Below are 23,164 nucleotides of genomic sequence, written 5' to 3'. Positions count from 1 at the left end.
GAGGACCTCCTGGGGTTGTGTGTGGGTGCCGTCAGACAGCTCCACACCACACCGGGAGGTCCTCGCCTATCAAGATCAGCTAGATCGTGTCGTCACATGATCTCGACCAACGTCTCCGGTCAGTACAGCTAGCCCAGCCGACAAACAGGTCAGCCTGGCGGTGGCGTACGCCGGGGTGACCGGCCGAGCGCTGCGCACCCGCGGCAGGCCAGCGGCCAGATTCCAACTCGATGTTCGATGGGCCCGCTGGCAGGTACCCGACAATATCATCGGGACCACCGGATCCCCAATCAACGACCTGACCAGCTTAACCGGCCCCGATGGGCGCACCCTGCTGGCCAGCGCCGGAGGCGACGGGACGGTGCGGTTGTGGGACCCGGCCACCGGCATCCCAGTCGGGGACCCACTGACCGGCCACACCAGAGCGGTGACCGCGGTGGCGGCGGTCGGGATGCCCGACGGGCGCACCCTGCTGGCCACCGGCGGTGTCGACGGGACAGTGCGGTTGTGGGACCCGACCACCGCCACTGCGGTCGGGGACCCGCTCACCAGCCGCCACACCGGCCCGGTCTGGGCGATGGCCGCGGTCAAGTTGCCCGACGGGCGCACCCTGCTGGCCGTTGGCGGCGGCGGGACAGTGCGGTTATGGGACCCGACCACCGCCACGACGGACAGGTACCTGCTCACCGGCAACACCCGCGTGGTGGAGGCGTTGGCCGCGGTCAGATTGCCCGACGGGCCGACATTGCTGGCCGTCAGCGACTGGAACGAGATGGTGCAGTTGTGGGATCCGGTCACCGCCACCGCCGTCTGGAACTGGTACCTGCTCGCCGGCCACACCAGCGCAGTGACGGCGATTGCCGCGGTTGAGCTGCGCGACGGGCGCACCCTGCTGGCCGCCGGCGGCGAGGACGGGATGGTGCGGTTGTGGGATCCGGTCACCGCCGCCGCGGTGGCTGACCCGCTTGCCGGGCACACCAGCGCAGTGACGGCGATTGCCGCGGTTGAGCTGCGCGACGGGCGCACCCTGCTGGCCGCTGGCGGCGAGGACGGGATGGTGCGGTTGTGGGATCCGGTCACCGCCGCCGCGGTGGGTGACCCGCTCGCCGGGCACACCAGCGCAGTGACAGCGATGACCACGGTTGAGCTGCGCGACGGGCGCACCCTGCTGGCCACCGCCGACGAAGACGGGACGGTGCGGCTGTGGGCCCCCGCTACCGGTACTCCGGTCGGGGACCCGCTGACCGGCCATCCCCGCGCGGTGGCGGCGGTGGCTGCGGTCGGGTTGCCCGACGGGCGCACCCTGCTGGCCGCCGGCGGCGAGGACGGGATGGTGCGGTTGTGGGATCCGGCCACCGCCACCGTGATCGGGAACCCGCTCGCCGGCCACACCAACGCACTGACGGCGATTGCCGCGGTCGCGTTGCCCGACGGGCGTAGCCTGCTGGCCAGCGGCGACGAGGACGGACTGCTGCGGTTGTGGGATCCGGCCACCGCCACCGCGGTCGGGGATCCGCTCGCCAGCCACACCAGCGCAGTGACGGCGATTGCTGCAGTCGGGTTGCCCGAGGGACGCACCCTGCTAGCAAGCGGCGACAAGGATGGAACGCTGCTGTTGTGGGATCAGGTCACGACCACCGCGGTCGAGTACCTGCTCATGAACCGCGGCCCCGCGGTGACGGCGATCGCTGTGGTGGGGCTGCCCGACGGACGAACCCTGCTGGCCAGTGGCAACGAGATCGGGACGGTGCTGTTATGGGACCCAGTTACCGCCACCCCGCTCGAGGAACCACTCAACGGCCACACCAGCGCGGTGACTGCGATCGCTTCCGTCGAGCTGCCCGATAGTCGCACCCTGCTGGCCAGCGGCGACGAGGACGGGACGGTGCGGTTGTGGGATCCTCTCACCGCTACTGCGCTGGGTGACCCGCTCACCGGTCACACCCGCAGGGTGACAGCCATGACGGCGGTCGAGCTGCCTGACGGACGCACCCCATTGGCCACCGGCAGCTTGGACGGGACGGTGCGGCTGTGGGACCCAACCACCGGCTCCGAACTGGCCAGAGCCGTTTTCGCGGCCGCGGTATATGCATTGGCTCCTGGACACCCACGTGAGCAACGGCAAAGGACTCTGGCCGTCGGCGGAGCTGGCCTTGCTTTACTCACCGTTGGCACCGACAAATTGCTGGCCAACACTAACGACGCCGCCGCGCGGACCACACGCTCGCTGGGCTAGACTCATCCGGCACGTCGAAGCCGAACCGCCGCAGTTGCTCTGCCTCAGCATCTCGCTCACTCAAGGGAGCCGAGCCACCAGGCGAATTCCTCCAGCGTCCCAGCGAGACCGACTCGACGTGGCAGAGGAAATTCAGTTAGGCGTTGCACACCGGGGCCACCGTTCGTGTCTAGTAGGTATCAGCCTGTTAGCTCCCCTGGAGAGGCAGTCAGGATGTTGGGCAATCCACCCTGCTGACGCCGCGTTCGCGGCGGCTTCGCCCAAGCCCTCGTCTCGCTGCAGGTGGCGACCGAGCTGCTGGCGCAGACGGCGAAGTACATGCGGTTCGGCGGCGCAGTGGCCGTCGAGGCCACAGATATGTGGTTCGTCGACCTCGTGGCGCCGAGCACGGGGTGTACCTGCTGCTGCACTGGACGGCATGAGCCGACCCGCACGAGTGGTCGACATGGGTGGTCGACGTCGGCGGTGAGGAGGCGGAACGCTTACTACATACCAAGCCCCGGTCGCACCACTTTAGACCCGCGGGGATTCGAACACCAGGTGAAAATGCATTTAAAGGATCATGGAGCTTACAAGAAGAGGTCCACCGACACATTGACATTTAATTTGGGCGGACAGCTACCCACAGTGCCGGAGTACTCCCACCTAGCGATTTCCTATGCCATTAAGATGCGCATACCTGTAGCAATAAGAGCTTGTGCGAGCAAGTTGCCGCGAAGTCAGCAATCAGCCATTCGCGATCGTCTCGCATTCATTCTTGACATGCAATTTAGATGCGTGCCACTCGTCCATAACGACGTCGGGCTTACAGCAGAGTTAATGGACCAGTTCCTGAGCAGTCACCGCGCAAAGGAGAGCTTCAGAAACACCTTCAATGACATTGCCAGCTTCGCGGTTGCAGCCCGAAATTTAATGTCTTTTCGGACGGAGGATCGGCTACTTGCTCGCTTCATAGGCGCGACGCTGTCACGAACTGTCCTGGAGAACGCAAACGACACTACTGTTGACTTCTGCGAGACCGCATCTTCTGAGAGACGGATCAGCAGCGAGTCTCGCGGCTACGTGAATAGACCTCGAATTCTTCGGGAAGGCCCACTAGCTCCCCAATGAAGGGGCGAAGCAGTGGACACTGCCGAACTCGGCAGCCGAAAGGTATTTAATCCAGACACTGGGCCGCGTCTGCGGAGGTGGTGCACCGGCAGACGGTGCGGCTCCGGATATGGCTCGGATGCCACTAACTCGGCGCCGACGATACCGCGCCGATCTGAACCAACGAGATCACCGCCTTCGTTCCGCTGCTCGACACCCTGACCGGTATCGACCTGACCGGCGTGGTGATCACCGCGGACGCCCTGCACACCCAACGAGAGCATGTCGCCGACCGCAACGCCGCGGCGCGTACTGAGTCCTGACCGCGAAGGGCAACCAACCTCGGCTGCGCCGCCAACTCGCGGCGTTGCCCTGGCGCGATGTCGAGTCCGCCCATCGCCGGGCCGAGACCGCCCACGGGCGCCGGGAGATTCGCAGCCTCAAGGTCGTCGTGATCGCCGCCGGGATCGAGTTTCCACACGCCCGCCAGGCCACCCAGATCACCCGCCCGGTCTGCGCCCGCACCGGGCGCAAGGGGCACTGGCGCATCGAGACCATTTACGCGATCACCGACCTGGGCCCGCACCAGGCCGACCTGACGAGCTCACCGCCTGGATCCGCGGGCACTGGCAAATCGAGAACGGTCTGCACTGGGTCCGCGATGTCACCTTCGCCGAGGACCTGTCCCAGATCAGCACCGACGCCGGCCCGCACGTCATGGCCTCGCTGCGAAAACCTCGTGATCAGCCTGCACCGTCTGTCCGGCGCCACCAACATCGCCAAGGCCTTACGCCATCACAGCCGCGACGCCCGCCGGCCCCTTCACCTGCTCAAGATCGACTGACTTTGCCGACCCTGGGCGACACCTCGCTCTGCGGCGACGCCGTCCGGGAGCAGGCGGCGGAGCGCTTGCGGCGGGCGAGCACCTGACCGCGCCGCCCGTCGGCGCGGTCGACGCCCGTTCAGGCCCCACCATGCAGTCCCAGCGTGAGGACCTACTCACCGGCTACGGGACGCACCACGGTTGGCCGTGCCTCCGCGGGATGGCGCAGCTCGCGGAGCACCTTGCGCGCCTCGTCACGACACAGCCGGCTCCAGCGCGCCAGACCGCGGGCCGCCGTCGCTCTGACGTGCGGGGCGACGGCGGCGTCATGGGCTATGTCGCGGGCGACCGCGGCGGCTGCCTCCCGCTGGTCCCGGCGGAGACCGGCGAGGGCTCCGGCGCTCCGCACCCGGGCGACGGCCCCGAGCCCCCCATCGGTCGCCATGGTGCGCAGCGCCGCGGCTGCCCATTCCGAGTCGAGGACGCCGAGTGCTTCCAGCACCAGGATGCGGTGCATCGGGTCCGGGGTCGGGGCGAGCCGGCGCAGGAGCCGCGCGCAGTCGCCGCGCGTGTCCGGTCTGGCCAACGCCAGCGCCTTGGCTGCGTGAGCTCGGGTGAGGTCGCTCGCGGCGTCGTCCTCGGTCATCGCGCGGAGGAGCTCGCAGCCCAGCTGGTGGCCGCGCTCGCCGATCTCGACCAGGTCGCGAGCGGCTCGCCAGCGCAGCGGCAGGCGGCAGCCGCTGTCGGAGGCGATCGTGCTCAGCACCCGGACCGCGGCGACCCGGTCGATCGCTGAACCGTTCGGGAGCAGGTGGACCGCTCGCCATCGCAGTGCCGGGCGCTCCCGGTCGTCATCGCGGATCGCCCGCAGGGGGCCGAGGCCGTCGATCCCGATTAGGGCGTGGGCGGCGGCGAGCCGGACGTTCCCCGGCGTGGGGCCGGGCTGAGCCTGCGCCCGCAACCGTGCCAAGACGGGATCGGGTACGTGCTTGGTGATCGTGGCGACGAAGCACGCGGCCCGGTTGCGGGTCCGCGCCGGTGCGGTCTCGTCGTCGACGACGGCGAGTGCGGCGGCGACCGCCCTGCGGTGGCCCTCCCGGCCGAGTCCGGCCAGCGCGCGCCAGACCATGACGGCTCCGGTGCGGATGTGGGCGAGTCCCGCGAGCAGTTCCACGGCCTCCGCCCTGGATCGGGATCCGAGCTCGCCGAGCGCGACCGCAGCGTTCACCTTTCCGGCGAGGCGGGACTCCGGAGCCGCGAACACCTCCCGCAGGACCGGCTCGACCTCCACCTGGTGCTGAACCTGCCGCACACGCCCCCAGATGTCCGTCGGCGGGACCCGGGTGATGGCCCAGGCGGTGGCGTCGGTCAGCAGGTCCAGGTCCACTTCGCGGCTCTCGCGCCCCGGCATGGCGGAGCCAGCCCGGCGACGGACTACAGGATCGGCCGCGGGATCGCGGGTCACGCCCTGCGCGCACGAGATCAGCCATCCGGATGCGAACCAGGACGATTCCAGGTACCAGAGGCGACTGACGGCGTGGGCTCGCTCGGTTGGAAGGGCCGTCGGATCCGAAGCGCATCGGCGGAGGAACTCGGTGGCCTCGTGGACGGCGTTGCGATCGAGTCGCGTGAAGTCCCGTGCCAGGGAGCATCGCAGGTCGATCGAGATCGAGTCGTCGGCCAGCGCGGATCGGTACATCGCGACCGCGGCAGCGTGCGCGGCGGGCTCCAGCCCGGCCAACCGCGTCATCGCATCGAGCCGCAGGGCGAGGGGGAGGTGGGTGTCGGCCCCGATCCTCCGCAGGTGCGCGCTCATCTCCGATCGGCTGTCGGGTTGCAGCTCGGCCAGGACGGATGCGGCTGTCACCGTCACTGCACCGCTCGACTCGGCGCTGGCCAGCAGTGCGCGTAGCTCCGGCCCGATGTCCAGGCCGATCCGGGCGAACCCGAGCAGGGTCAGGTCCTCGCCCGAGGTGGACTCGTCGCTCGGCTCGGGGAGGACGAGGGAAACGAGCTCAGCGGCATCGGTGCGGGCTGCCAGGGTGGGCAGCAGTGCGGCCGGCTGACTGCGGCTCCACAGTCGTTCCGCCTCGTCCGAAACGGCGTTCTCCAGCAGGTCTAGTAGGTGCTGATCGGGCTGATCCCCTATCCGCCTCAACGCCGCCGCGGCCTGCGCCACGCCATAGGCGTCGAGCCCGGCCGCGGTCTCCCTGAGCGCCCGCGCGAGCAGGCGCCGCGGTTCGACGCCGAAGTTCTCGAATGCGCTCAACCAGTAGCTCAGGTTCTGGTGGGGTGAATCCCCGCTGCGGAGCAGTTGGAGAGCGGCGTCGACCACTGCTCGGTGGTGCGCACGGCCGAAGTAGGAGAGGGTTCTGATCCCCAGCGTCCTGGTGGGCCGCGGGCGCTGCGGGTCCGCCAGCGCCGCCAGCAGGGCTCCGGTGGTCGCGGCGAGGTCCGCCAGATGTCCGGGGTTCAGGACGGCGTAGTGCCAGACTTCGGGATCGTCGGAGAGGAGCAGCTGGCAGATCACCAAATCGGCAACCTCGCGGTAGCGGACGTTGAGTTGCGACAGGCGCTGCCAGACCTGCACCTGGGTGCCGGCGTCGAGGTCTCGGGACGCTGACCGCAGCAGGGCCGCGGCGGCTTCCTCGTGGTGCTCGGGTCCGAGGCTGATCAGCTCGTCGTAGGCATAGCAGCGCGTGGTCATCGGCGCGTCGTGGTCGTTCATATCGGCGCGGAGCGCCGCGACGGCGAAGGATCTGTGGGGTTCGCCGAGACGGGCCATGTGGCCGAGCACACTCGTTCGAGTGGTGCCGCTCGGGCACGCTCGCAGAACGCTGTGCAGGAGCTGCGCCACGTCGTCGGGGTGATGGGAACCCTCGTCGATCCAGATGCGAGCGGCGTCGAGCTGTGTGGAGGCGGAGACGGCTGGATCCGCCAGCAGCGAATCCAGGATCGCCTCGGCCTCGTCGCGGAACGACCCGCCGCACTTGACCAGCGATCTGGCCACCGACAGCCGCCGGTCTGCGGTCGGTCCCGGTTCGCCGAGCATCCGCACCAGGCCCCGACCGGCGGTGGTGCGGTGCTGCGGGCCGAGTTCGGCCAGCGCATCGGCCGCCCCGGTGCGGACGACATCCTCCTGGCGCGGATCGGTGATCATGCTGTCGAGCAGCGCGGTGACCTCCTGGGAGTACCCGTGCCCGAGCCCGGCGAGACCGACGGCGGCCGACCGGAACGCGACTCCGGGCCGGCCGGCGTGCAGGACGGTGCGGAAGGCTGCGGCGCACTGCTCGTGGTGGGTGAAGCTGATCTCGACGAGCCCCTCGGCCACCTGCACCAGATCGCTGAGGGGAGTCCACGGATCGGTCAGCAGGTCCGAGAGCGCGGTCGTGGCGTGCAACCGCGCCGCCGAGCCGAGCCCGGCCAGCACCACCGCGGCGACCCGGCTGGCGGCGCCCGACGCCGTCGGGTCGTCCAACACCGCGCGGAGGCCGCGTTCGGCTGCCGCCCGCTCGACGCCGGCGCACTGGGACAGCGCCTCGGCGGCCGCCAGCCGGTGGTCGACCTCGACGTCCGCGTCGTCGACGACGGAGCGGAGCCGGATGAGGGCTTCCTCGGTGTGCGGTCCGCGCAGTCGTGTCGCGAACGCGGTCGCGGCCTCGGTCCGGCTGCGCCACGGGGCGCCGTCGTCGCGCATCAGCTCGAGGAGCCAGGCGGGTAGGCCCGGGTGGTGCGCGGCGCGGCTGGCCTGTTCGAGGATCTCCGAACCGGGGCGCTGGTGCGTCATCGCCCAGCCGCGGACGGTGGCGAGGAACGCGTCGACCACCGGTGCGTCCGCCCGCACCCGGCCGGCCAGGAGCCGGGCGGCGAGCAGGTGCTGGTCGGCGGTGCCGCGGTGCAGCCAGTCGATCATGCGGCTGCTCTCGGACGGGTGCAGGTGCGCGAAGTGGACCAGCACCGAGCGGGCGAAACGGCCGCGCTTCTCCGGCTGGGCGGCCAGCAGCAGTCGCCGGAAGTCCTCCTGGTCGGGGGCGAAGCCCGGCGGGAGCAGCCGGGCCTGCGCCGTGGCGGCGAGGTGCTCGGCGAAGCTGTGGTGTAGGAACTGCAGGTCGCCACGGCGCTGGGTGAGCGGGCCGACTATGGCGAGGAACGCGATGAGCTCGTCCTGCCACCCCGCGACCAGCAGCCCCGGATCCAGGTGCCGCTCGGCCCAGGCCCGAGCCGTGGCGACCAGCGAGGCGTCGGTCTCCAGCCGCTCCCGGCCGAGGTGCTCCAGCAGCCGGTCGCACGACGCGGCGAACCGGTTCGTCGCCGCGGTCCGCGCGGTGCGCAGGAACCGGAGGTAGCTCTCGTAGAGCTCGTACTGGTTGTCCGGGAGCGGTCGGTCGGCGTGCTGCTCGAAGACGATCGCGGCGATCGTCGCCAGCAGCGGTACCCGCACCAGCTCGTCGAGGTGCGCCGCGCGGATCTGCCAGGTGAACCGGTGCGCGCAGTCGTCGCCGACGTCGGTGAACCAGCTGTCGGCGAAGGTGCGCAGGGCGTCGTCGTCGAAGGGCAGCAGCTCGTAGCCGGTGGCTCCGATGCGCAGCAGGGGGCCGAGCGCGGCGCCTTCGAGCGGGCGCGTGGTGAGCACGATCCGGAACGCCGAGTCGGCGCTTTCCGCCCGCGCCGCGAGCACGGTGATCAAGCGGTCCCGCTGGCGGTCGTCGGCGACCTCGTCCAGGCCGTCCACGAGCAGCAGCCAGCGGCAGCCCGCGACGCGCCGTTCGAACAGCCGGGCCGGGATCGCCGAGCTGAGCAGCGCCCCGTACTCCGCGTTCACCGTGTCCGCGAGGGCCTGCGGAAAAGCTCGCCCGAGCCGGCTCGCCAGCTCCCGGGCGCTGAGCCGGCAGGGCAGCACCGGCTCGGTCAGGGGAGCCGTGCCGCCGGTCCAGCACTGCGCGACCTCGGCGGCCAACCGCAGGGACAGCGTGGACTTGCCCTGGCCGGGTCCGCCGGTCACCAGCAGGTGGGTGTCCGCGTCCAGGACCTCGGCCACGGTGCGGGCCAGCGGTCGCACCTGCTGCCGGACGATCGGGGCCGCGGGCACGTCGATCGGGTTGCCCCGACCGTCCAGCACGACTTCCCGCCGGACCGGCTCGGGCTGCACGTCCTCCGCGCCGCTGCCGAGGTGCTGGCGCACGTACACCGTGGCGAGGGACGGCTCGCGCGAACCGGGCAGCCGGTAAGGCAGGGTCCGGGCCGCCTGGACCTGGGCGGTCAGCAGGGTCTGGACCTCGCGGGGCAGCGGCGGCAGCGCCGACCAGCCCGCCGGATGCGGCGTCCGGTCGAGCTGCTCCTGGTGCCGACGGCCGCGGCGGCCTTCCCGCGCTGCCGTCCACCGCTCGACCGTGGCGTCCCGGTCCATCGCCAGGGCGACGACGAGGGCGTCGAGCACCTCGCGGGCCGGGAGGTACCTGCCGGCGCACATCTCGGACACCTTGGAGCGCGACACGCCGATCGTGCGTGCGACCCAATCCTGGGTCACCCCGGCCCGATCGCGGCTGCGGGCCACCTCCGCGCCGAATTCCCGCTCCTGGGGCGAGATATCCACCCGATGACCTCCTCCGGGGTGTCCCGGTTCCGTCCGCGAAACGTCCGCGCGCTGTCGGGACGTCCCGCAGCGAGGTCACGCTATCGGCACGGAGCTCGCCACAACTGTTCGAAGGATCGCGCTCGCCGAAGACCGGCAGCTAATCGATCTTTCCCGGTTGCAGTTCCTGATCTTTCCCGGATGGGCGGTCGCTGCGGCGACAGGAGGAGGCGGAGTTGTTCTACCAGGTGGGTGCGGCGGCGTGGATCTTCGGAGGGCTGGTGGCCCTCCCGCTCCTCGTCGCCCTTTGCAGTCGTGATGTCGATCGCCGGAAGACGGCGGTCGAGATCCTCCGGATCATCCTCCGTCGGCGGTGAGGGCGGACGTGCGGCGGCCGGATTGCGGGCGCTGGTCCGCCGCGCCGACGCCGGCGACCGGGAGGCAGTGGGGCGGCTGGCCGAGCTGCTGGCCGTGCGAGGTGACGAGGCCGAGCTGGTCCGCCGCGCCGACGCCGGCGATCGCCGCGCGGCGGTGCGCCTCGTCGACCTGCCGTCGAAGATTCAGGTGTCGTCCAGCGTGCTGTCGGCCCCTTCCCGCCGAAGACGACCAGTCAATTGCCATCGGACGCCGCGGCCCCAGCTTCCGGCCCGGCGGGCTCTGCGGCGGGTACAGCGGTGCCAGGCCCCGTCGCGGAAGGCCCAGGTGTCGTTCAGCAGCTGCCCGTCATGCCCGCCGAACACGATGATTTGGCCACCGACGGCGGCCATCACGTGCCGGAAGCGGGGCGGCGAGACCGCGCCGCCTGCGGATCGGGTGGTCGGATGCACCCACGGAACTCTGGCCGCCCGCAGTCGGCGCCATGGTGGTGCGATCAGGTGGTCCCGGTGCACTCGATCACGGCCGGATCACCCGGGCGGCAGCATGCCGTCGAGGAGGACCCGTGCCTGCCCCCCACGCCCGCCCTCGGGCAAGCTGGCTGCGGTTCAAGCCGCTCGCACAGAGGCACTGAGCTCGTCGGCCGGGTCGATGCGGGCTGTCATGAAGGACGGGCGTCGTGGCTTCGATCTTCAACTGCATAATCCGACTTGCCGTGGACGCCCTCAGCGAGGTCGTCCACGCTTGGTCCCGATCCGACCCTGCCGCTTCGCCTCGTCGAAGATGTCGCGCAGCGATACCCACTCTCCTGGTTGCCGTTCGGCCAGCCAGAAGCTCATCCCGCTGAGGTTCTTCTTCCCTCGCACAACCGCCGTAGCTTCATCCGGCAGGCGGTAGCTGTCGCCTGTAGGCAACTCGATACGGCCGTCCACGATGATCGCTGCGTACGTGCGGTCGCCGTCATGTGCCTTCAGGGGCGAGCCGCCGGCGAGCACACCCGCGTCGAGGAGCTGCGAGAGCTGCGTCGTGCCGGCAGTCAGTTCCGATCACACGCCTACCAGCGCGAACTTCGCTCCGCCGGGCTGCGCGGGTCGATGGGGCGGGTCGGGACCTGCGCGGACAATGCCGCGATGGAGTCGTTCTTCAGCCTGCTGCAGAAGAACGTGCTCAACCGCCGGCGCTGGCGCACCCGCACGGAGCTCCGCCTCGCGATTGTGACCTGGATCGAGACCACCTACCACCGCCGACGCCGACAACAAGCCCTCGGTCGACTGACCCCGGTCGAGTTCGAGACACTGCTCAACACCGCTCACGCGGCCTGACCCGCCTACCCGAACCGGGTCAACCGAAGTCTGGGCAGTCCCGGCTGAGCGCGTACCTCGTCTCGTCGCCAGCACGTGGGCAGGTCCGGCGGCCACCACCTGCGAGGTGCCGCCGTCCGTAGGTGAGGATGCGCCACCACGCTAGGTCGCACCGCAACGGGACAGCGCGGGCTCCTCGAGGTCAAGCGCGAGACGCTATCGTCGCCTGCTGTCGCCATCTGCGGTCGACTTGGTCGTAGAGACGGATATGGAGCAATAGTCAAGACTATTGCTCACGTACAGCGCTGGCCATGTCAAACTGGTAAGAAGGCGCCGCTCAGACCGACTCTCGACCTGACCGATCAAGAAGGGAGTACAGGGTGAGTGAAGTCAATCACCGCTTCGCGAATTTTGTCAGCCGTCACCCCTTGTGGACGGCGACCGGCATCGTCGCACTGGGTGCTGCTGGCGGGTTCAGTGTCGCTGTAGTTGCCGACGGCAAGCTAAGCGAAGTCATGCTGACAGCCTCGACGACGCTCATCTTCGTCGCGTTCATCGGCGGCGTCGTGAAGCTGCTGCTGGACGACATTCAGCGAAGGCGAGAACGCCGCAACGAGCAGTCGCGCTTCGTCGCAGCCCTACTCGCCGACCTCAAGTCCGTCTACGATCGTGTGGAGCGGTGCCGCATCCTCGTCGCGGCCCACCGCTCGGCGCTGACTTACGGAAACGAGATGCGCGAACTGGTCGACTCCGCAGTCCAACTGCGTAACGTTGTGCGCGCACTCGATAGCGGAACAAGTGACATCAGCGATCCTTGGCTGTCCAGAATCCGGATGTGCGTCAAGAGCATGGAGGAGTACTTGCGCCAACTCCTCGACGAGTTCACCACTCACTACAAGAGAATTGCAGACCGAGAACGAATCTGCGAGGCTGCGCTCGCAGCTCGAATTAGAGAGGAGGCGGCTTCGCTCGATCCAGCGATGGCGATTCCGGAAAATAGCGCGTGGCTGGAGATCGTCGCGCTTCCCAAGCTGAAAGAGTTTCGCGAGGTCGACTCGCGTCAGGGTCCCGGTATAATCTGTGCCGATCGCTGCGAGCGCGCCCCGTTCGACTACTGGTGGAGTTTTGTCAGGCCTCTAGACCTTGCGTCGTGGATTCTCCGAGCCGAGCTGCGTGGCCTTAGGGGCGGCCGTTGGCCGAACACCCCGGAAGATCTCCTGCAGGTCCTCTTCCGGCTCGAATGCGAACGCGCCTGAACAAACGACGTCGACCAGACGTCCGATGCTCGTCTTCTGGTTGGGCTGGGAAGCTGTTCTCCGTAACCGAAACGATTCCAGGACTTCGCGGTGCCGTCGGACTGTCCTTATCCGAGGTCAACTAGCTCACCCCTCCAAGCCCAGGCGGCGGCTTACCTCTTCCGCCGATAGCCAGACGGGCAGTAAGGCCGGAAGTCCAGCCGCCGAGCGTTGCATCCATCGCTCGGTGAACTGCAGGACGCGCGCTATCACTGCGGGGGAGGCGTCAACGGGGGGCCGGAAATAGTACGAGGAGAATTCGTCATTACCATCACGAACGAGAGCCTGGCGGAATATCCGAGTTAGTGCATCACCACTCAGGCGGCTGACTGCAGGAGACGGTACTTCTCCATGGAGATGATTGAAGTGGCCCATTCCCTCAGCGACAGGGACATTCGCTTTCCGACCCACTTCGGCGAATAGGCCGCGATCGACGACCCAGCCAAGATAGTCAGCGGCTAGGATCATGTTCGTCACATCCACATACAAATATCGGCGCAACCCAGACAGCGCAGCAGCCTGGAATACGACCAGTGCGCTGAGTGCTTCTATATAGATGTGGGTTGGAGGCGTCGTGTCTCCGGGGAGCTCCTCCAGGGAGAAGTACTGACCACGTTCAACATCTCGAAATATCCCAGTGCCGTACTTCTTTCTCCGGCGTGCGAGATTCCGGACCCTGTCCTTCGGATCTGAGGTAAATGTCCAGTCCACATCGAACTCCAGGCCGCTACGGTGAGTGCTGTGCGGCGGATGGCGGCCACCGTTGGAGTTCCCGACTGCAGTCACGGTTACGGTGAATCCGGCTTGGCAAACAAGCCTGCAGAAGTCTTCAAACACTGCCCACGCCCCTGGCAAGGCGAAGAAGCTGCGTGCGTGGAGCCGCTCCCCTCCCTCATGGAGCACTACTCCGTGGTAGGGAAAGGCCTTGGCCTCGGGTCCGCTCCGAGCAGGCTTGCCCAGAGTGACGAAGGGCTCGTCCGACGGCCCCGAAACCCAGAACGCGGTTGCCCTTATCCGATTATTTAGAGTCTCGGCAGCGAACCTGATCCGTGATGGCAGTGCGCTTGTTTTCCGCTCGAACTGCGCCAGATACCCGAGCCGGGCGCTTATCATCGAATAGAGTGCGTCGTCTACTACAGTTAGAAGATACTCCTCGCTCGGTGACAGGTTTCCCTCGCTTGTGGATCTAGGTCTCACCAGCTCGGTGTACATCGTGCGCACCGACGTGCGTGCAATGGCGAGCACGCTTGCGAGCTGATGGGAGACCACGGCGTACGCTGCAGTCCCATGGAAATGATGATAAACGGCCCAGACGGGGACCGAACAGAGCACCACGATGCCGGTAACAAGATTGGTTAGCCGAGAGGTGTATGGCGCCGAGAAAGACTCTGCCAACGCCTCATCGAGCTCCTTCAGAGTATTTGTAAATGCCCTGAGGGCATGGTCAATGTAGGTGGGGTCGCTCGGCGGCTGCGAAGCTACGGCCGACCCACCCGGGTAGCGGCGCAGAAAGACCTGACTTGAGCGCACCGCCAGATCGAAATGGCTGGGATCGAGCAGTGGCGTAAAAAAGTTATCGAGGTGGGTGACCGCATCATCGACCTCCTTATGCTTATCGAGTGCGGCGTCCGGCACTTCCCATATCCCCTTAAGGCTCAAATAGAGCGTTGTAGCTTCGGTCGTAAACGCCCCTCCCATGGAAGCGAGTGCCGTGAGGTTGAGAAGACGTCTGAGCTGCGAGGCCAGCACCGCGGACGCAGTGAAGTCGTCGACCAGAAAACCTTCGCCGGCCAGCTTCTGGTCAGGCACTAGGAGCATCCCGACCGTAGTCATCTAAACTGTTAGGCCCACCGTCGCTACCACTGCCCAGACATAGCGGTAGAACGCATTTTCCTGCGATAGGATCGATGTGGAGACCGTCAGCGGTGACCAAGATTTCCTCTATCCGAGGCGGAGGCTTGGTCGCGCCTTGGATGGCCTTGGCCAGGTCTTCCAAACCCTTGGCGAACTGTCCGGCGCTCGGCGCGTTGCCTGTAGCAAGATCGGGAAGTGCTGAGCGCTGAATTGGAATAAGTACAGACAGTCCGTCAAACTGAACATCCTCAACGCGGTACATGTTCCGGAACGGCCGGAAGCTTTCGATGTCAGGCTGAGCCGGGGGGACCGGCACGCCGTTATAAACAGTGTGCAACAGTGAATTGACGAGTCGAACCACGAACGTACGCCCGAGACGTCCCCAAAGGAAGCGCAAGTACTGCTCCGTATAGAAGTGTCGGTGGCAGTGCAAGTGTTCACCGAGTGCTGAAATGAGCGCGGTGACCTTTGGGTCCTCCGGCTGTGGAATCTCCGCGTCGACTAGGAGTCCATCTGTCAGGCACAAGAAGCCTGGAATGCGGCGGAACAGTTCGGTCATGGAGTCTGTGTCGAGCAGCGCCTTGCGACTGCTATCGCTCAGATTAGTGCTCCACAGTTGGCCTACGAACTTCGCCAACGACCTGAAGAGCTCCAGTCGGCGAATCTTGAACTCCGCATTCGAAAATTCGCCGGCCGTGCGAATTGTATATATGCTGTGCAGAGCGAGAAAGATTTGCAAGGCGTCCGCACCGACGATCTCAGCGTCACGGGCTGCTGGACGTTCGCCACTAGACGACGTAGTCCCGTCGTTGAATGCGCCGACCGCCACACCGGCCAAGTCTCCCGCTATGATGTCCTGCTCGTAGTTGCTGTGATGGTAGGGCTGCCATCCAGCCCGGTTGCCGAACAAGTACTCTTCGATGTCATCCATCGACTTATCTAGACGCGCCTGTTGTTCCTCCCGTCGCTTTCGCGCCGCGCCGAGTTGACGGATAGACTCGACTATGACTGGCAGCGATTCCCGAAGTCCGATATCGATCAGCTGCTCTGAAAGGAACTGCGCGTTCGACGCAATGAACGACTGGGCGGATGCCGGGTCAGTGAAATCCAGCGCCGCCATCTCGGCGATTACCAGCGGACGTATGAGTACCTCTTCCGTCATCACGCGAAACCGCTTGCTGATCTCATAGAGATTCAGCCCAAGTGTCCGGTCCAAGAATGGGTTTCGAAGAATGCGAGTCTGACGGCTCTCTACCGTTCCCTCGGTGACACCTCTCACTTGAATCTTGCTCTGGGTGGCAATCTTCTGGCTCGACTTGATCGTCGTCTCGTGGACCTCATTCACAGTCGAGGCGAGGGTATTGCTGATCGTGGCCGCCGACGTAGCATTCGCCGAGACGCCGGCGCTCCCCAAGGAGAAACTACCGCCCCCGGCGATCGACCAGTTGGAGGCACGAGCCGAAGTGTTCGCGACGGTCAGCGCCTCCTTGTCGCTTGAAGCAATCTCGGCCGCTTCCTCAACGGTCGACGCCTGCTCGCGTCCCTCCTCAATCAGCGTGCGATCGGTACGGCGGACCTCGACTGTCAACACCTCACCGGGCGCAAGCGTAAGTGTGCTCGCGAGATCCCCGACGAGAACCTCGCGCAGCGACCAGCGCTGAGCAAATTCGGCCAGCACAGAAACACTGAGTCGAGCCGTCGTATACCTGCAGCCGAGAACGACGGGGAATCCTCCCTGGGTGGGGTCACCCGCAGATGTGATATGTCGCTGAAAGCTAAGATATTGGTCCGGCCACGCGCGCTTCTCCGGTGAGGTGCACGGAGCCAGCGGAGTAGGTGAGGGTGGGGCTGACGCCGGTGTTGGCGGTGAAGAAGCGGGTTTGCTAGAAGCTTCCATCATGACTCAGACCGTTCCCATTTGGGGCACGAGACGTCCGTCTCGTGGCCATCTAGAGTGCGTATGCGTTCGTCAACGCCGCCCAGACGCGCTCGATTTGAATTATGCTAGGACGACAAGCTCCCGTTGCATGGATTTTGTAGCCATGGGTATCGTGGCGCTCGCAACATCGAGATTGATTTGTCGTCACTTATTCTGCTCAGCTCGGCTGGTGGCCAAGGATCGCAGGGCGGACACCTGTCGAAGACCGCCATCCGAGTGAAACCAGTAGGTTGACCAAGCGGACCTGAGCCGCGAAGGAACGATGGGCCCGCGGCTGCCGCCCTTGTTGTCAATCATCCACACTCAAGGCAATGTCCGTCGAGATGCCTTGACGCCCTTGCCGGACCGTTCCAAGATCGTCCTCGATGGCCTAGGTCATCCTGCCCTGGACGGGTAGTGGGTCCATGACCGGATCGGTGAGTTGACCGCGAAGTCGATCTTTGGTTCGGCGTGGGTGTTGTGCCAGCGGACGTAGTCGGCGATCGCTGCGTTCTGCTCGGTGTGGGTGCGGTGGTCGGTGCCGTTGAGGGCGAAGTAGCGCAGGGCTCTCGATCCAGTTCAGCCACGTGCTGTAGGTCGGTAGGAACACCGGCCCGACGGCGTTGTCCACGCACCAGGTGGTGACCTTGGGTGGTGGTGTCCCGCGTCAAGCAGTTGGCAGGATTTCGGGCTCGGGAAAGTTGGGGACCCGGGGGTCGCCAGTCCGGTGTGGACAGCGGCCGGGCGGTTCCAGGCGAGGTGCTCGTGGGGGCGGACGGTGTTGTACTCGACCCGGTAGGCCTCCGCGTGGCTGATGAGGTCCAGGGCGTCGGGGATGTCTTCGAGGAACAGCCGCTCGTACTTGAGCGTGCCGAACCCGCGTTCGCGGGAGCCGTTCTGGCGGGGTGAGCGGACGCGGGTGCGGACGTGGCGCAGTTCGGGGTGGGTGGCGATGAAGGCCTCGAACCGGAACGAGCGGAACGGGCCGCCGTTGTCGGTCACGATCGTCACCACCGGCTGCACCGCGCCGTCGGGGTCGCGTTGGGCGAGCTCGATCAGCGGTGCGCCGGCCAGCCGGGCGGCTTGGGCCAGGGCCAGCTCGATTGCGGCGATCGCGTCGTGCTGGTTCGCGGTCGGTGAGACGTGCCAGCCCAGCTCGTACTTGCTCCAGTGATCCCGGCAGCCGGCCAGCCGCCAGATCCCGCCCGCGCTGGTCTCGAACTCGGTGAAGTCCAGCTGCCGCACCTGGTTCGCCCGGGTCGGGTCGAGGGCGAACGCCGCCTTGCGCCGGGCCGCGAGTTGGCGACGTTCGCGCTGGTAGTTCGCTTCCAGCAGCAGGCCCTCGTCGCGAAGCAGGCGCAGCACGCTGGCGTGGGACACCGGCAGGCCGTCGTGGCGGCACATCGCCCAGACCTTGCGATGACCCCACGCCGGGTGCGCCAGGGCATGCCGACGCGCCGCCTGTCGGGCCCGCTCGCGGGCCGGGCGCGGCCACGGCCCTTTCAGCGGGGCACCGGTGCGGGTGCGGGCCTGCCAGCGCCGCCAGGTGCGTTCGGGCACGCCGATCACCTGGCAGAACCTCGTGGTCGGCATGCCCGCCTGCTCGCGGATCACGGCATAGATCAGCGCGAGGTCCGCGAAGGGCCCAGCCGGCCCTCCGCGGACTTCTTCCACACCCTCAGCTCCACCGCAGCCTCGCCCAGGGCCTGGGTCAGATCCGCGACCTCGGCTTCGAGCTGCTGCTCCCGCGTCGACGGTCCGGACCGACCGGTGCTCAGCCCGGCCTTGCCGGCCTCCAGGAACTGGCGCTTCCACGCACCGACGGACTGCTCGGACACCTTCGCCCGCCGCGCGGCTTCGGCGACGGTGAGCTCACCGGCCAGGATCGAGAGCACGATCCTGGTTTCTCCTCGGCCGGCAGGGCCGGTGGTCTTGCCATGGTGATCAGGTTCCTCCGTGGTCAGACCCGCAAGTAACGGGCCCTGCCAAAGAGTTTGACGCGCGACAACCAGACTCGGACACGATCCACGCACCCGCGCCTACCTCGCCCGCCGCACCGCCCAAGGGCCACCCGACGCGAAGTCATCCGCATCCTCAAGCGCTACATCAGCCGCGAACTCTTCCGGCTCCTCACCGCCACCCATCCACGACCAAGCGCCACGTGACAGTCATAGAAGCATCTCACTGCAGACGGTATCGGAAGGCGCCTCTCGTCCGAGATAATCGTCCCCGGCCCCGGTGTCCATCGCGTCTCGGGGCACGGTCCCCTGCAGAGAGGGCGGCGGCCACGTGATCGACCAGGCTGCGGTGCACGTCCGACTTCGCCGTTCCGGGGCGGTGTCGGGCTCCGGGTTGACACTGGGGGTCGAGAGAGAAACACCTTTCGGCGAGCTACGGACATGGCCGAGCTGGGACGTCGCGTCGATCGATGTCGGCTTCCCGGGAACAGTGTCGGACACGGCGCCCGTCCCGCTGGTCGCCGAGGTCGCCGACGCTCTCCGTCAGGTGCTGGGCGACGGCCCGGGAACGGCTCTGCTGCTCTCGATCGACCACCCCGACTTGAACGGCCTCGCCTGGGAGGAGTTGGGTCCCACACTCCAGCGGCAGGTAGTGCGATATGGGCCGACCCTTGCCGCGCGAGCCTATGATCCGGCGGATGTTCCGCTCTCGATCCTGCTCGTCGATGTCGACGACGTGGACGGGCGCGTCGATGTCATCTCGCGGTACTTCCGCAGTGTCGCGACATGGCGACAGACCGGAGGCGGCATCGAACGACTCATCGGGAGTGGACACTTCGATGTCGTGCACCTCGTGGTGCAGGTGCCGGACCAGGACAGTGGATCCGTGAGGCCCGAGGTCCGGCACGTGGACGGATCGGTGATCGACACGGAGGCACTCGCACGTGCTCTCGAGTTAGCTGGAACCCGCCTGGTCGTCCTCGAGTCCGCGCCGCACCTAGACGGTAGTCCCGGGCGGCTGACCGATGCCCTCCGATCGATCACGCACGACCTCCACGAGACGACCGGCATCGCGGCAATCGCAAGTGGACCTGCGAGGTTCCGCGACTTCTACCATGACCTGACCCACGACACCTACCTCACTGACCTTGTCCATGCCATTACGCCGACGGCACCAGAAGATCTGCCGGCGTTGTGGGTCCGGCGGGGCGGTGATAGCGCTGTGAGACTGCACGCGGCAGGCAGCCGCCTCAGCGCCGATGTGATCGACGAACACCATCGAGTCGACGCGGCCTACCGGGCACGGCTCACCGAATTGGGCTGGCCCATCGGGGCGCCCACACCGGAGCCCGCGACTTTGGATGTACTCCAGCATCTGTCCCAGCTGCGCGAACGGACATACTCGTACTCGCAAGAAACACTTGGCGTTATACCGATGTCCGAGACGCAGGCCGAGCTGAACGAGCTCCAGCGCATTCGGGCCACACAGATTCCCGAACCGGCCCGGGTCCTAAACGCCTGGGTCCAGTCGCATGGACAGGTATTACCACCACAGACCTCACTCGCGGCAGACACGACGTACGAGCTGGCCGTCATGATCGGCCGACCGGATCGTCGCAGCGCCGTCATTGCGCCAGCCCGCATCGACGAATCGGTCGTGGCGGACGCCTACGTCGACGACACCGCGGAGCTCACGGTCGTCGTCTCGAGCGCCGATGTCGTCGTTGATCGGCCACGAACGCCCCTTCGTCTACCCAGACCGCCGGCCGACAGTGAAACAGTCCTCGTCGCCTTCACTGCTCCCTCCGCACCAGGGAATGTCAGGCTGCGGGTCGCCGTCCACCACGGAACGAACCTGCTTCAGTCCCTGATGGTGACGCTCGCCGTTGAGCAGACCGAGCAGGCCGGAGGACCTGGCTACCAGGCCGAGCTGGAATGGGCGTTGAGCAGCACCTTCCAGAACCTCGACGAGATGGACCAACCTACCCTCAACATCGTTACCAACGAGGATCCGCGGGGAGGCCACACCTTCGTCGTCTATGGTGCGGGCGATGCGGCCACGCCGGATATCCATCGGCAGCTGGACATCGCGCCCGGCCAGCTCAAGACGGCTGTCGACGATGCGCGCAGGGATCTCCAGAGCGCGTGCGCCACGCTACGGAACGGGGAGCTGGACAAATACCGATACCGTGACGGCCGGGTTGACATCGATCGCCTCCTCGGGGACCTGAGGACGCTCGCCCTTTGCGGGTCCGGCTTGTTCGGGGAGCTCGTCTCAGGCGCAGACGAGAGCTTCAACGACCAGCTTGAAAACCGGCTGCGCGGCAGCAGGCTCATTCAGATCGCGGCCGTTCGGTCAGCCAACTACGTCCTTCCCTGGAACCTCGTCTACGACCACGAGTTCCGCATGAACCGTTCCAACGCCCTGTGCAGCAACGCGCGGTCGATCCTCGCGGGCGGCGGGACAGGCGACGATCTGGCTATGTCGCAGTGCTTCTGCGACGAGTGTCCCTATCGGGACGACCCGACAGTCGTCTGCCCATCCGGGTTCTGGGGGTTCCGGCACCGAATCGAACAACCGCTCCTCACCTCGCCGGCCATCGAACCGGTTGACAGCCGCGACGAGGGCCTTGTGGAAGGTACACCGCGTCACGATGTGACCACGCGGATCCCGCTCCAACACGGGATGCCGCTTCACGTCGTCATCGGTGTGAGTGAGACCTGTCGGACTGGTCACACCACACGGGATCTGTCGCACAGACGCTGAGGAGCAGTTCCCAAGCAACGAGTTCCATTGACGATCTGATCACCGAACTAAGGAAGTTCGACCTGCACCTTGCATACTTCTACTGCCACGGTGGACGACGGGGTGCGAAGCCGTTCCTTGGCCTTGGTACCCGGCGCGAGGTCCAGGAGCTCTTCCCGCAATACCTCAGGTCAGTTCGGTGGCCGGACCAGCACCCGTTCGTCTTCATCAACGGGTGCCGCACCGTCGGCATCAGCCCAGACGACCTGCTGAGCTTCAACAAGGTGTTCGCGAAGGCAGAGGCGTCCGGCCTGCTCGGCACCGAGATCGCGGTACCCGAGCAGCTTGCCCAGGCCGTTGCCGACCGATTCTTCGTGCTGTTCGCGCAAGGGGAGGAGGTCGGCCGGATTATCCGCAAGGTTCGGCTCGACCTGCTCGCGGGAGGCAATCCGCTCGGCCTGGCTTACACCCCGTACTGCATGGCGGCGCTGCGCCTGTCCGCGTGACCAAATTAAGGAGGACCAGGAGATGGCTATCGTCGGGTCGATCTGCTTCGGGTTGGTGATCGGCTGGGTGACCTACCGAACGCTGCGCCGGAACGCCGAATCGGTCCAGCTCTCCGACATCGCGACAGTTATCGGCGCCGTGGGCGGCGCTGCCGTGACGACGGTGTTCGCCGATCCCGACCTGTTCGGCGGTTACTGCATCGGCCTCGCCGTCGGCTTCTTCGCGTACTTCATTGTTGGACTCTTCGTCAAGGAGGAGAATGCTGCTGGCAGGTGGATGACCGGCGGGTAGGCATCTGCACCGGTTGCGCACCCGATGCGAATCGCTCGTGGAGAGGGGGTGACGACTGCCCGGCCCTGCTCGATCAAGGCAACTATCAGACACGCCCGACCGAGGCGGCGCAAGTCGCGACGGTGCGTCAATCGATACATGCAACCGCCTGCCCGAGAGTGATCAGTAGCCACACAGTAGAAACTGCAATAATCGGAACGGCATCTACGACAACTACGTCGACACCGAAGTAGGAGATTGTGATCGTTGTGGCTGCTATCGCCCCAATCGCGACAACTACTGCAGCCGTAGACAGTACGCTTCCAAGCAAATCTGAATACGGTGCCAGCAGTGCGGCGATTTGAGCTTTGGCGACCACAGCTAGTACACCGACCGCAAACGATCCAATGGGTGCAGCTACTCCGAGCAGCTCGGCGAACCGAGCATCATCAGCTTCGCTTGAGGCGGTGGCTCCAATATGATCCTGGATCGCCCCATTCATCAACAGCATAATGACGGGGCAAGCTCCGAGAATTAGCAGACGTTCAGTTAGTTTAGCAGCTCGGGCGGCAACACCCGTCGAGTCCGGCGCATCTAGTTCAACAGCCCGCAAAACTGTAAGTATTGAGTAAATTAGCATTAGTCCGGCAGCTGCGAAGCCGGCACCTGCAGTCAGCTCTAACGATGCAGTACGACTTGTGTCCGATGTGTCGGACGCGACGACTGCGTAATTTAAACTCGTTGCAATGAGCGCTAGCAGCGCACCCATTAGAGGCGCATATGATCGCGCCAAATGAGGAGTAGTCGTCGCCACCGTCAGTCGGACTGAAAGCAGCGCGACTATGCTAGCAAAAGCGAAGCCGGCCAGAACGCCAGTGAATTGCGAGTATAGTCCGGCGGTTTCCGAAAACTCCGTCTGGGTTCCCAATTTTCCTCCGTGCGCCATTTATTCCATACAGGATGGCAGGCTCGACCATAGCTTCGGAGCTCATTTGGACTGCGAGTAGGATGAGCGCCGCACGTCATCGTAGCGTAGAACCGATACTACTGAAGGTCACATTCGAGAAAGTGGTCAAGAAGCTGGTTTGGCTAACCCGGATCTTTCGTCCCGGATCCGGAGGTGATCGTGACCGGTCGGGGCCGGTCTTGCGCGGTTGATTCTGGTGGTGGGGTGTGACAGTTCGGCCGAGGTCGCTCGGCTGGGCGCCGGTTCCACTGGC

At 66.2% G+C, this 23,164-nt stretch carries 13 protein-coding genes and 2 pseudogenes; 7 read left to right on the top strand and 8 right to left on the bottom strand.

What is annotated here, in order from left to right; all coding sequences use genetic code 11:
• Positions 1-160 precede the first annotated feature (160 nt).
• Complete coding sequence (locus tag KIK08_RS24980) at positions 161-2,236, top strand: WD40 repeat domain-containing protein (RefSeq protein ID WP_214405687.1); 2,076 nt, start codon at positions 161-163, stop codon at positions 2,234-2,236.
• A gap of 1,540 nt (positions 2,237-3,776) precedes the next feature.
• Entirely contained in the window at positions 3,777-4,169 is a 393-nt protein-coding gene (locus KIK08_RS24975) for a hypothetical protein (RefSeq protein WP_214405686.1), read from the top strand.
• Positions 4,170-4,320: 151 nt separating this feature from the next.
• Here KIK08_RS24975 and KIK08_RS24970 read toward each other — a convergent pair whose 3' ends face one another.
• The 3 genes and pseudogenes from KIK08_RS24970 to KIK08_RS42290 all read right to left on the bottom strand — a co-directional run.
• Positions 4,321-9,741 carry an XRE family transcriptional regulator gene (locus KIK08_RS24970; protein ID WP_214405685.1) on the bottom strand — a complete coding sequence of 1,807 codons (5,421 nt, stop codon included), beginning with the start codon at positions 9,739-9,741 and terminating at the stop codon, positions 4,321-4,323.
• Between the two features lie 539 nt (positions 9,742-10,280).
• Positions 10,281-10,547, bottom strand: a complete 267-nt coding sequence (locus KIK08_RS24965) for a Kelch repeat-containing protein (RefSeq protein ID WP_214405684.1) — start codon at positions 10,545-10,547, stop codon at positions 10,281-10,283.
• 417 nt (positions 10,548-10,964) lie between these two features.
• Positions 10,965-11,090: pseudogene (locus KIK08_RS42290) on the bottom strand (hypothetical protein); the annotation flags it as partial.
• 36 nt (positions 11,091-11,126) lie between these two features.
• On the opposite strand from KIK08_RS42290, the pseudogene KIK08_RS24960 reads away from it, so the two are divergent.
• Together KIK08_RS24960 and KIK08_RS24955 are read left to right on the top strand one after the other, a co-directional pair.
• A pseudogene (locus KIK08_RS24960) lies at positions 11,127-11,417 on the top strand (transposase); the annotation flags it as partial.
• A 359-nt stretch (positions 11,418-11,776) separates the two neighbouring features.
• Positions 11,777-12,652 (top strand): hypothetical protein, encoded by an 876-nt coding sequence (locus KIK08_RS24955; protein WP_214405683.1) that lies wholly within the window; start codon positions 11,777-11,779, stop codon positions 12,650-12,652.
• A 126-nt stretch (positions 12,653-12,778) separates the two neighbouring features.
• Here the strand turns inward: KIK08_RS24955 and KIK08_RS24950 are convergent, their stop codons facing one another.
• From KIK08_RS24950 to KIK08_RS24935, 4 genes are all read right to left on the bottom strand, one after another.
• Positions 12,779-14,500 carry a hypothetical protein gene (locus KIK08_RS24950; protein ID WP_214405682.1) on the bottom strand — a complete coding sequence of 574 codons (1,722 nt, stop codon included), beginning with the start codon at positions 14,498-14,500 and terminating at the stop codon, positions 12,779-12,781.
• Positions 14,493-16,223 (bottom strand): hypothetical protein, encoded by a 1,731-nt coding sequence (locus KIK08_RS24945; protein WP_214405681.1) that lies wholly within the window; start codon positions 16,221-16,223, stop codon positions 14,493-14,495. The genes KIK08_RS24950 and KIK08_RS24945 overlap by 8 nt, the downstream gene beginning before the upstream one ends.
• An 819-nt stretch (positions 16,224-17,042) precedes the next feature.
• Positions 17,043-18,056 (bottom strand): integrase core domain-containing protein, encoded by a 1,014-nt coding sequence (locus tag KIK08_RS24940; protein WP_214405680.1) that lies wholly within the window; start codon positions 18,054-18,056, stop codon positions 17,043-17,045.
• Between the two features lie 29 nt (positions 18,057-18,085).
• Positions 18,086-18,358 (bottom strand): helix-turn-helix domain-containing protein, encoded by a 273-nt coding sequence (locus KIK08_RS24935; RefSeq protein ID WP_308257865.1) that lies wholly within the window; start codon positions 18,356-18,358, stop codon positions 18,086-18,088.
• Between the two features lie 394 nt (positions 18,359-18,752).
• On the opposite strand from KIK08_RS24935, the gene KIK08_RS24930 reads away from it, so the two are divergent.
• The 3 genes from KIK08_RS24930 (at position 18,753) to KIK08_RS24920 (ending at position 21,965) form a co-directional block, all read left to right on the top strand.
• Positions 18,753-21,188 carry a hypothetical protein gene (locus tag KIK08_RS24930; protein WP_214405679.1) on the top strand — a complete coding sequence of 812 codons (2,436 nt, stop codon included), beginning with the start codon at positions 18,753-18,755 and terminating at the stop codon, positions 21,186-21,188.
• A 263-nt stretch (positions 21,189-21,451) separates the two neighbouring features.
• Entirely contained in the window at positions 21,452-21,673 is a 222-nt protein-coding gene (locus KIK08_RS24925; RefSeq protein ID WP_214405678.1) for a hypothetical protein, read from the top strand.
• Between the two features lie 22 nt (positions 21,674-21,695).
• Positions 21,696-21,965: a hypothetical protein gene (locus KIK08_RS24920; protein ID WP_214405677.1), complete on the top strand. Its 270-nt coding sequence runs from the start codon at positions 21,696-21,698 to the stop codon at positions 21,963-21,965.
• Positions 21,966-22,092: 127 nt separating this feature from the next.
• On the opposite strand, the gene KIK08_RS24915 is transcribed toward KIK08_RS24920, so the two are convergent.
• Complete coding sequence (locus KIK08_RS24915; RefSeq protein ID WP_214405676.1) at positions 22,093-22,872, bottom strand: hypothetical protein; 780 nt, start codon at positions 22,870-22,872, stop codon at positions 22,093-22,095.
• Positions 22,873-23,164: the final 292 nt, after the last annotated feature.

Source organism: Pseudonocardia lacus (assembly GCF_018531445.1).
Taxonomy (GTDB): domain Bacteria; phylum Actinomycetota; class Actinomycetes; order Mycobacteriales; family Pseudonocardiaceae; genus Pseudonocardia; species Pseudonocardia lacus.
The sequence above is the reverse complement of the archived record's forward strand: the minus strand, read 5'-3'. Positions and strand labels throughout refer to the sequence as shown.

Bases quoted from the DNA above. Each gene is read 5' to 3' on its own strand.
- KIK08_RS24940 (WP_214405680.1), bottom strand. From the start codon at position 18,056: ATGCCGACCACGAGGTTCTGCCAGGTGATCGGCGTGCCCGAACGCACC.
- KIK08_RS24920 (WP_214405677.1), top strand. From the start codon at position 21,696: ATGGCTATCGTCGGGTCGATCTGCTTCGGGTTGGTGATCGGCTGGGTG.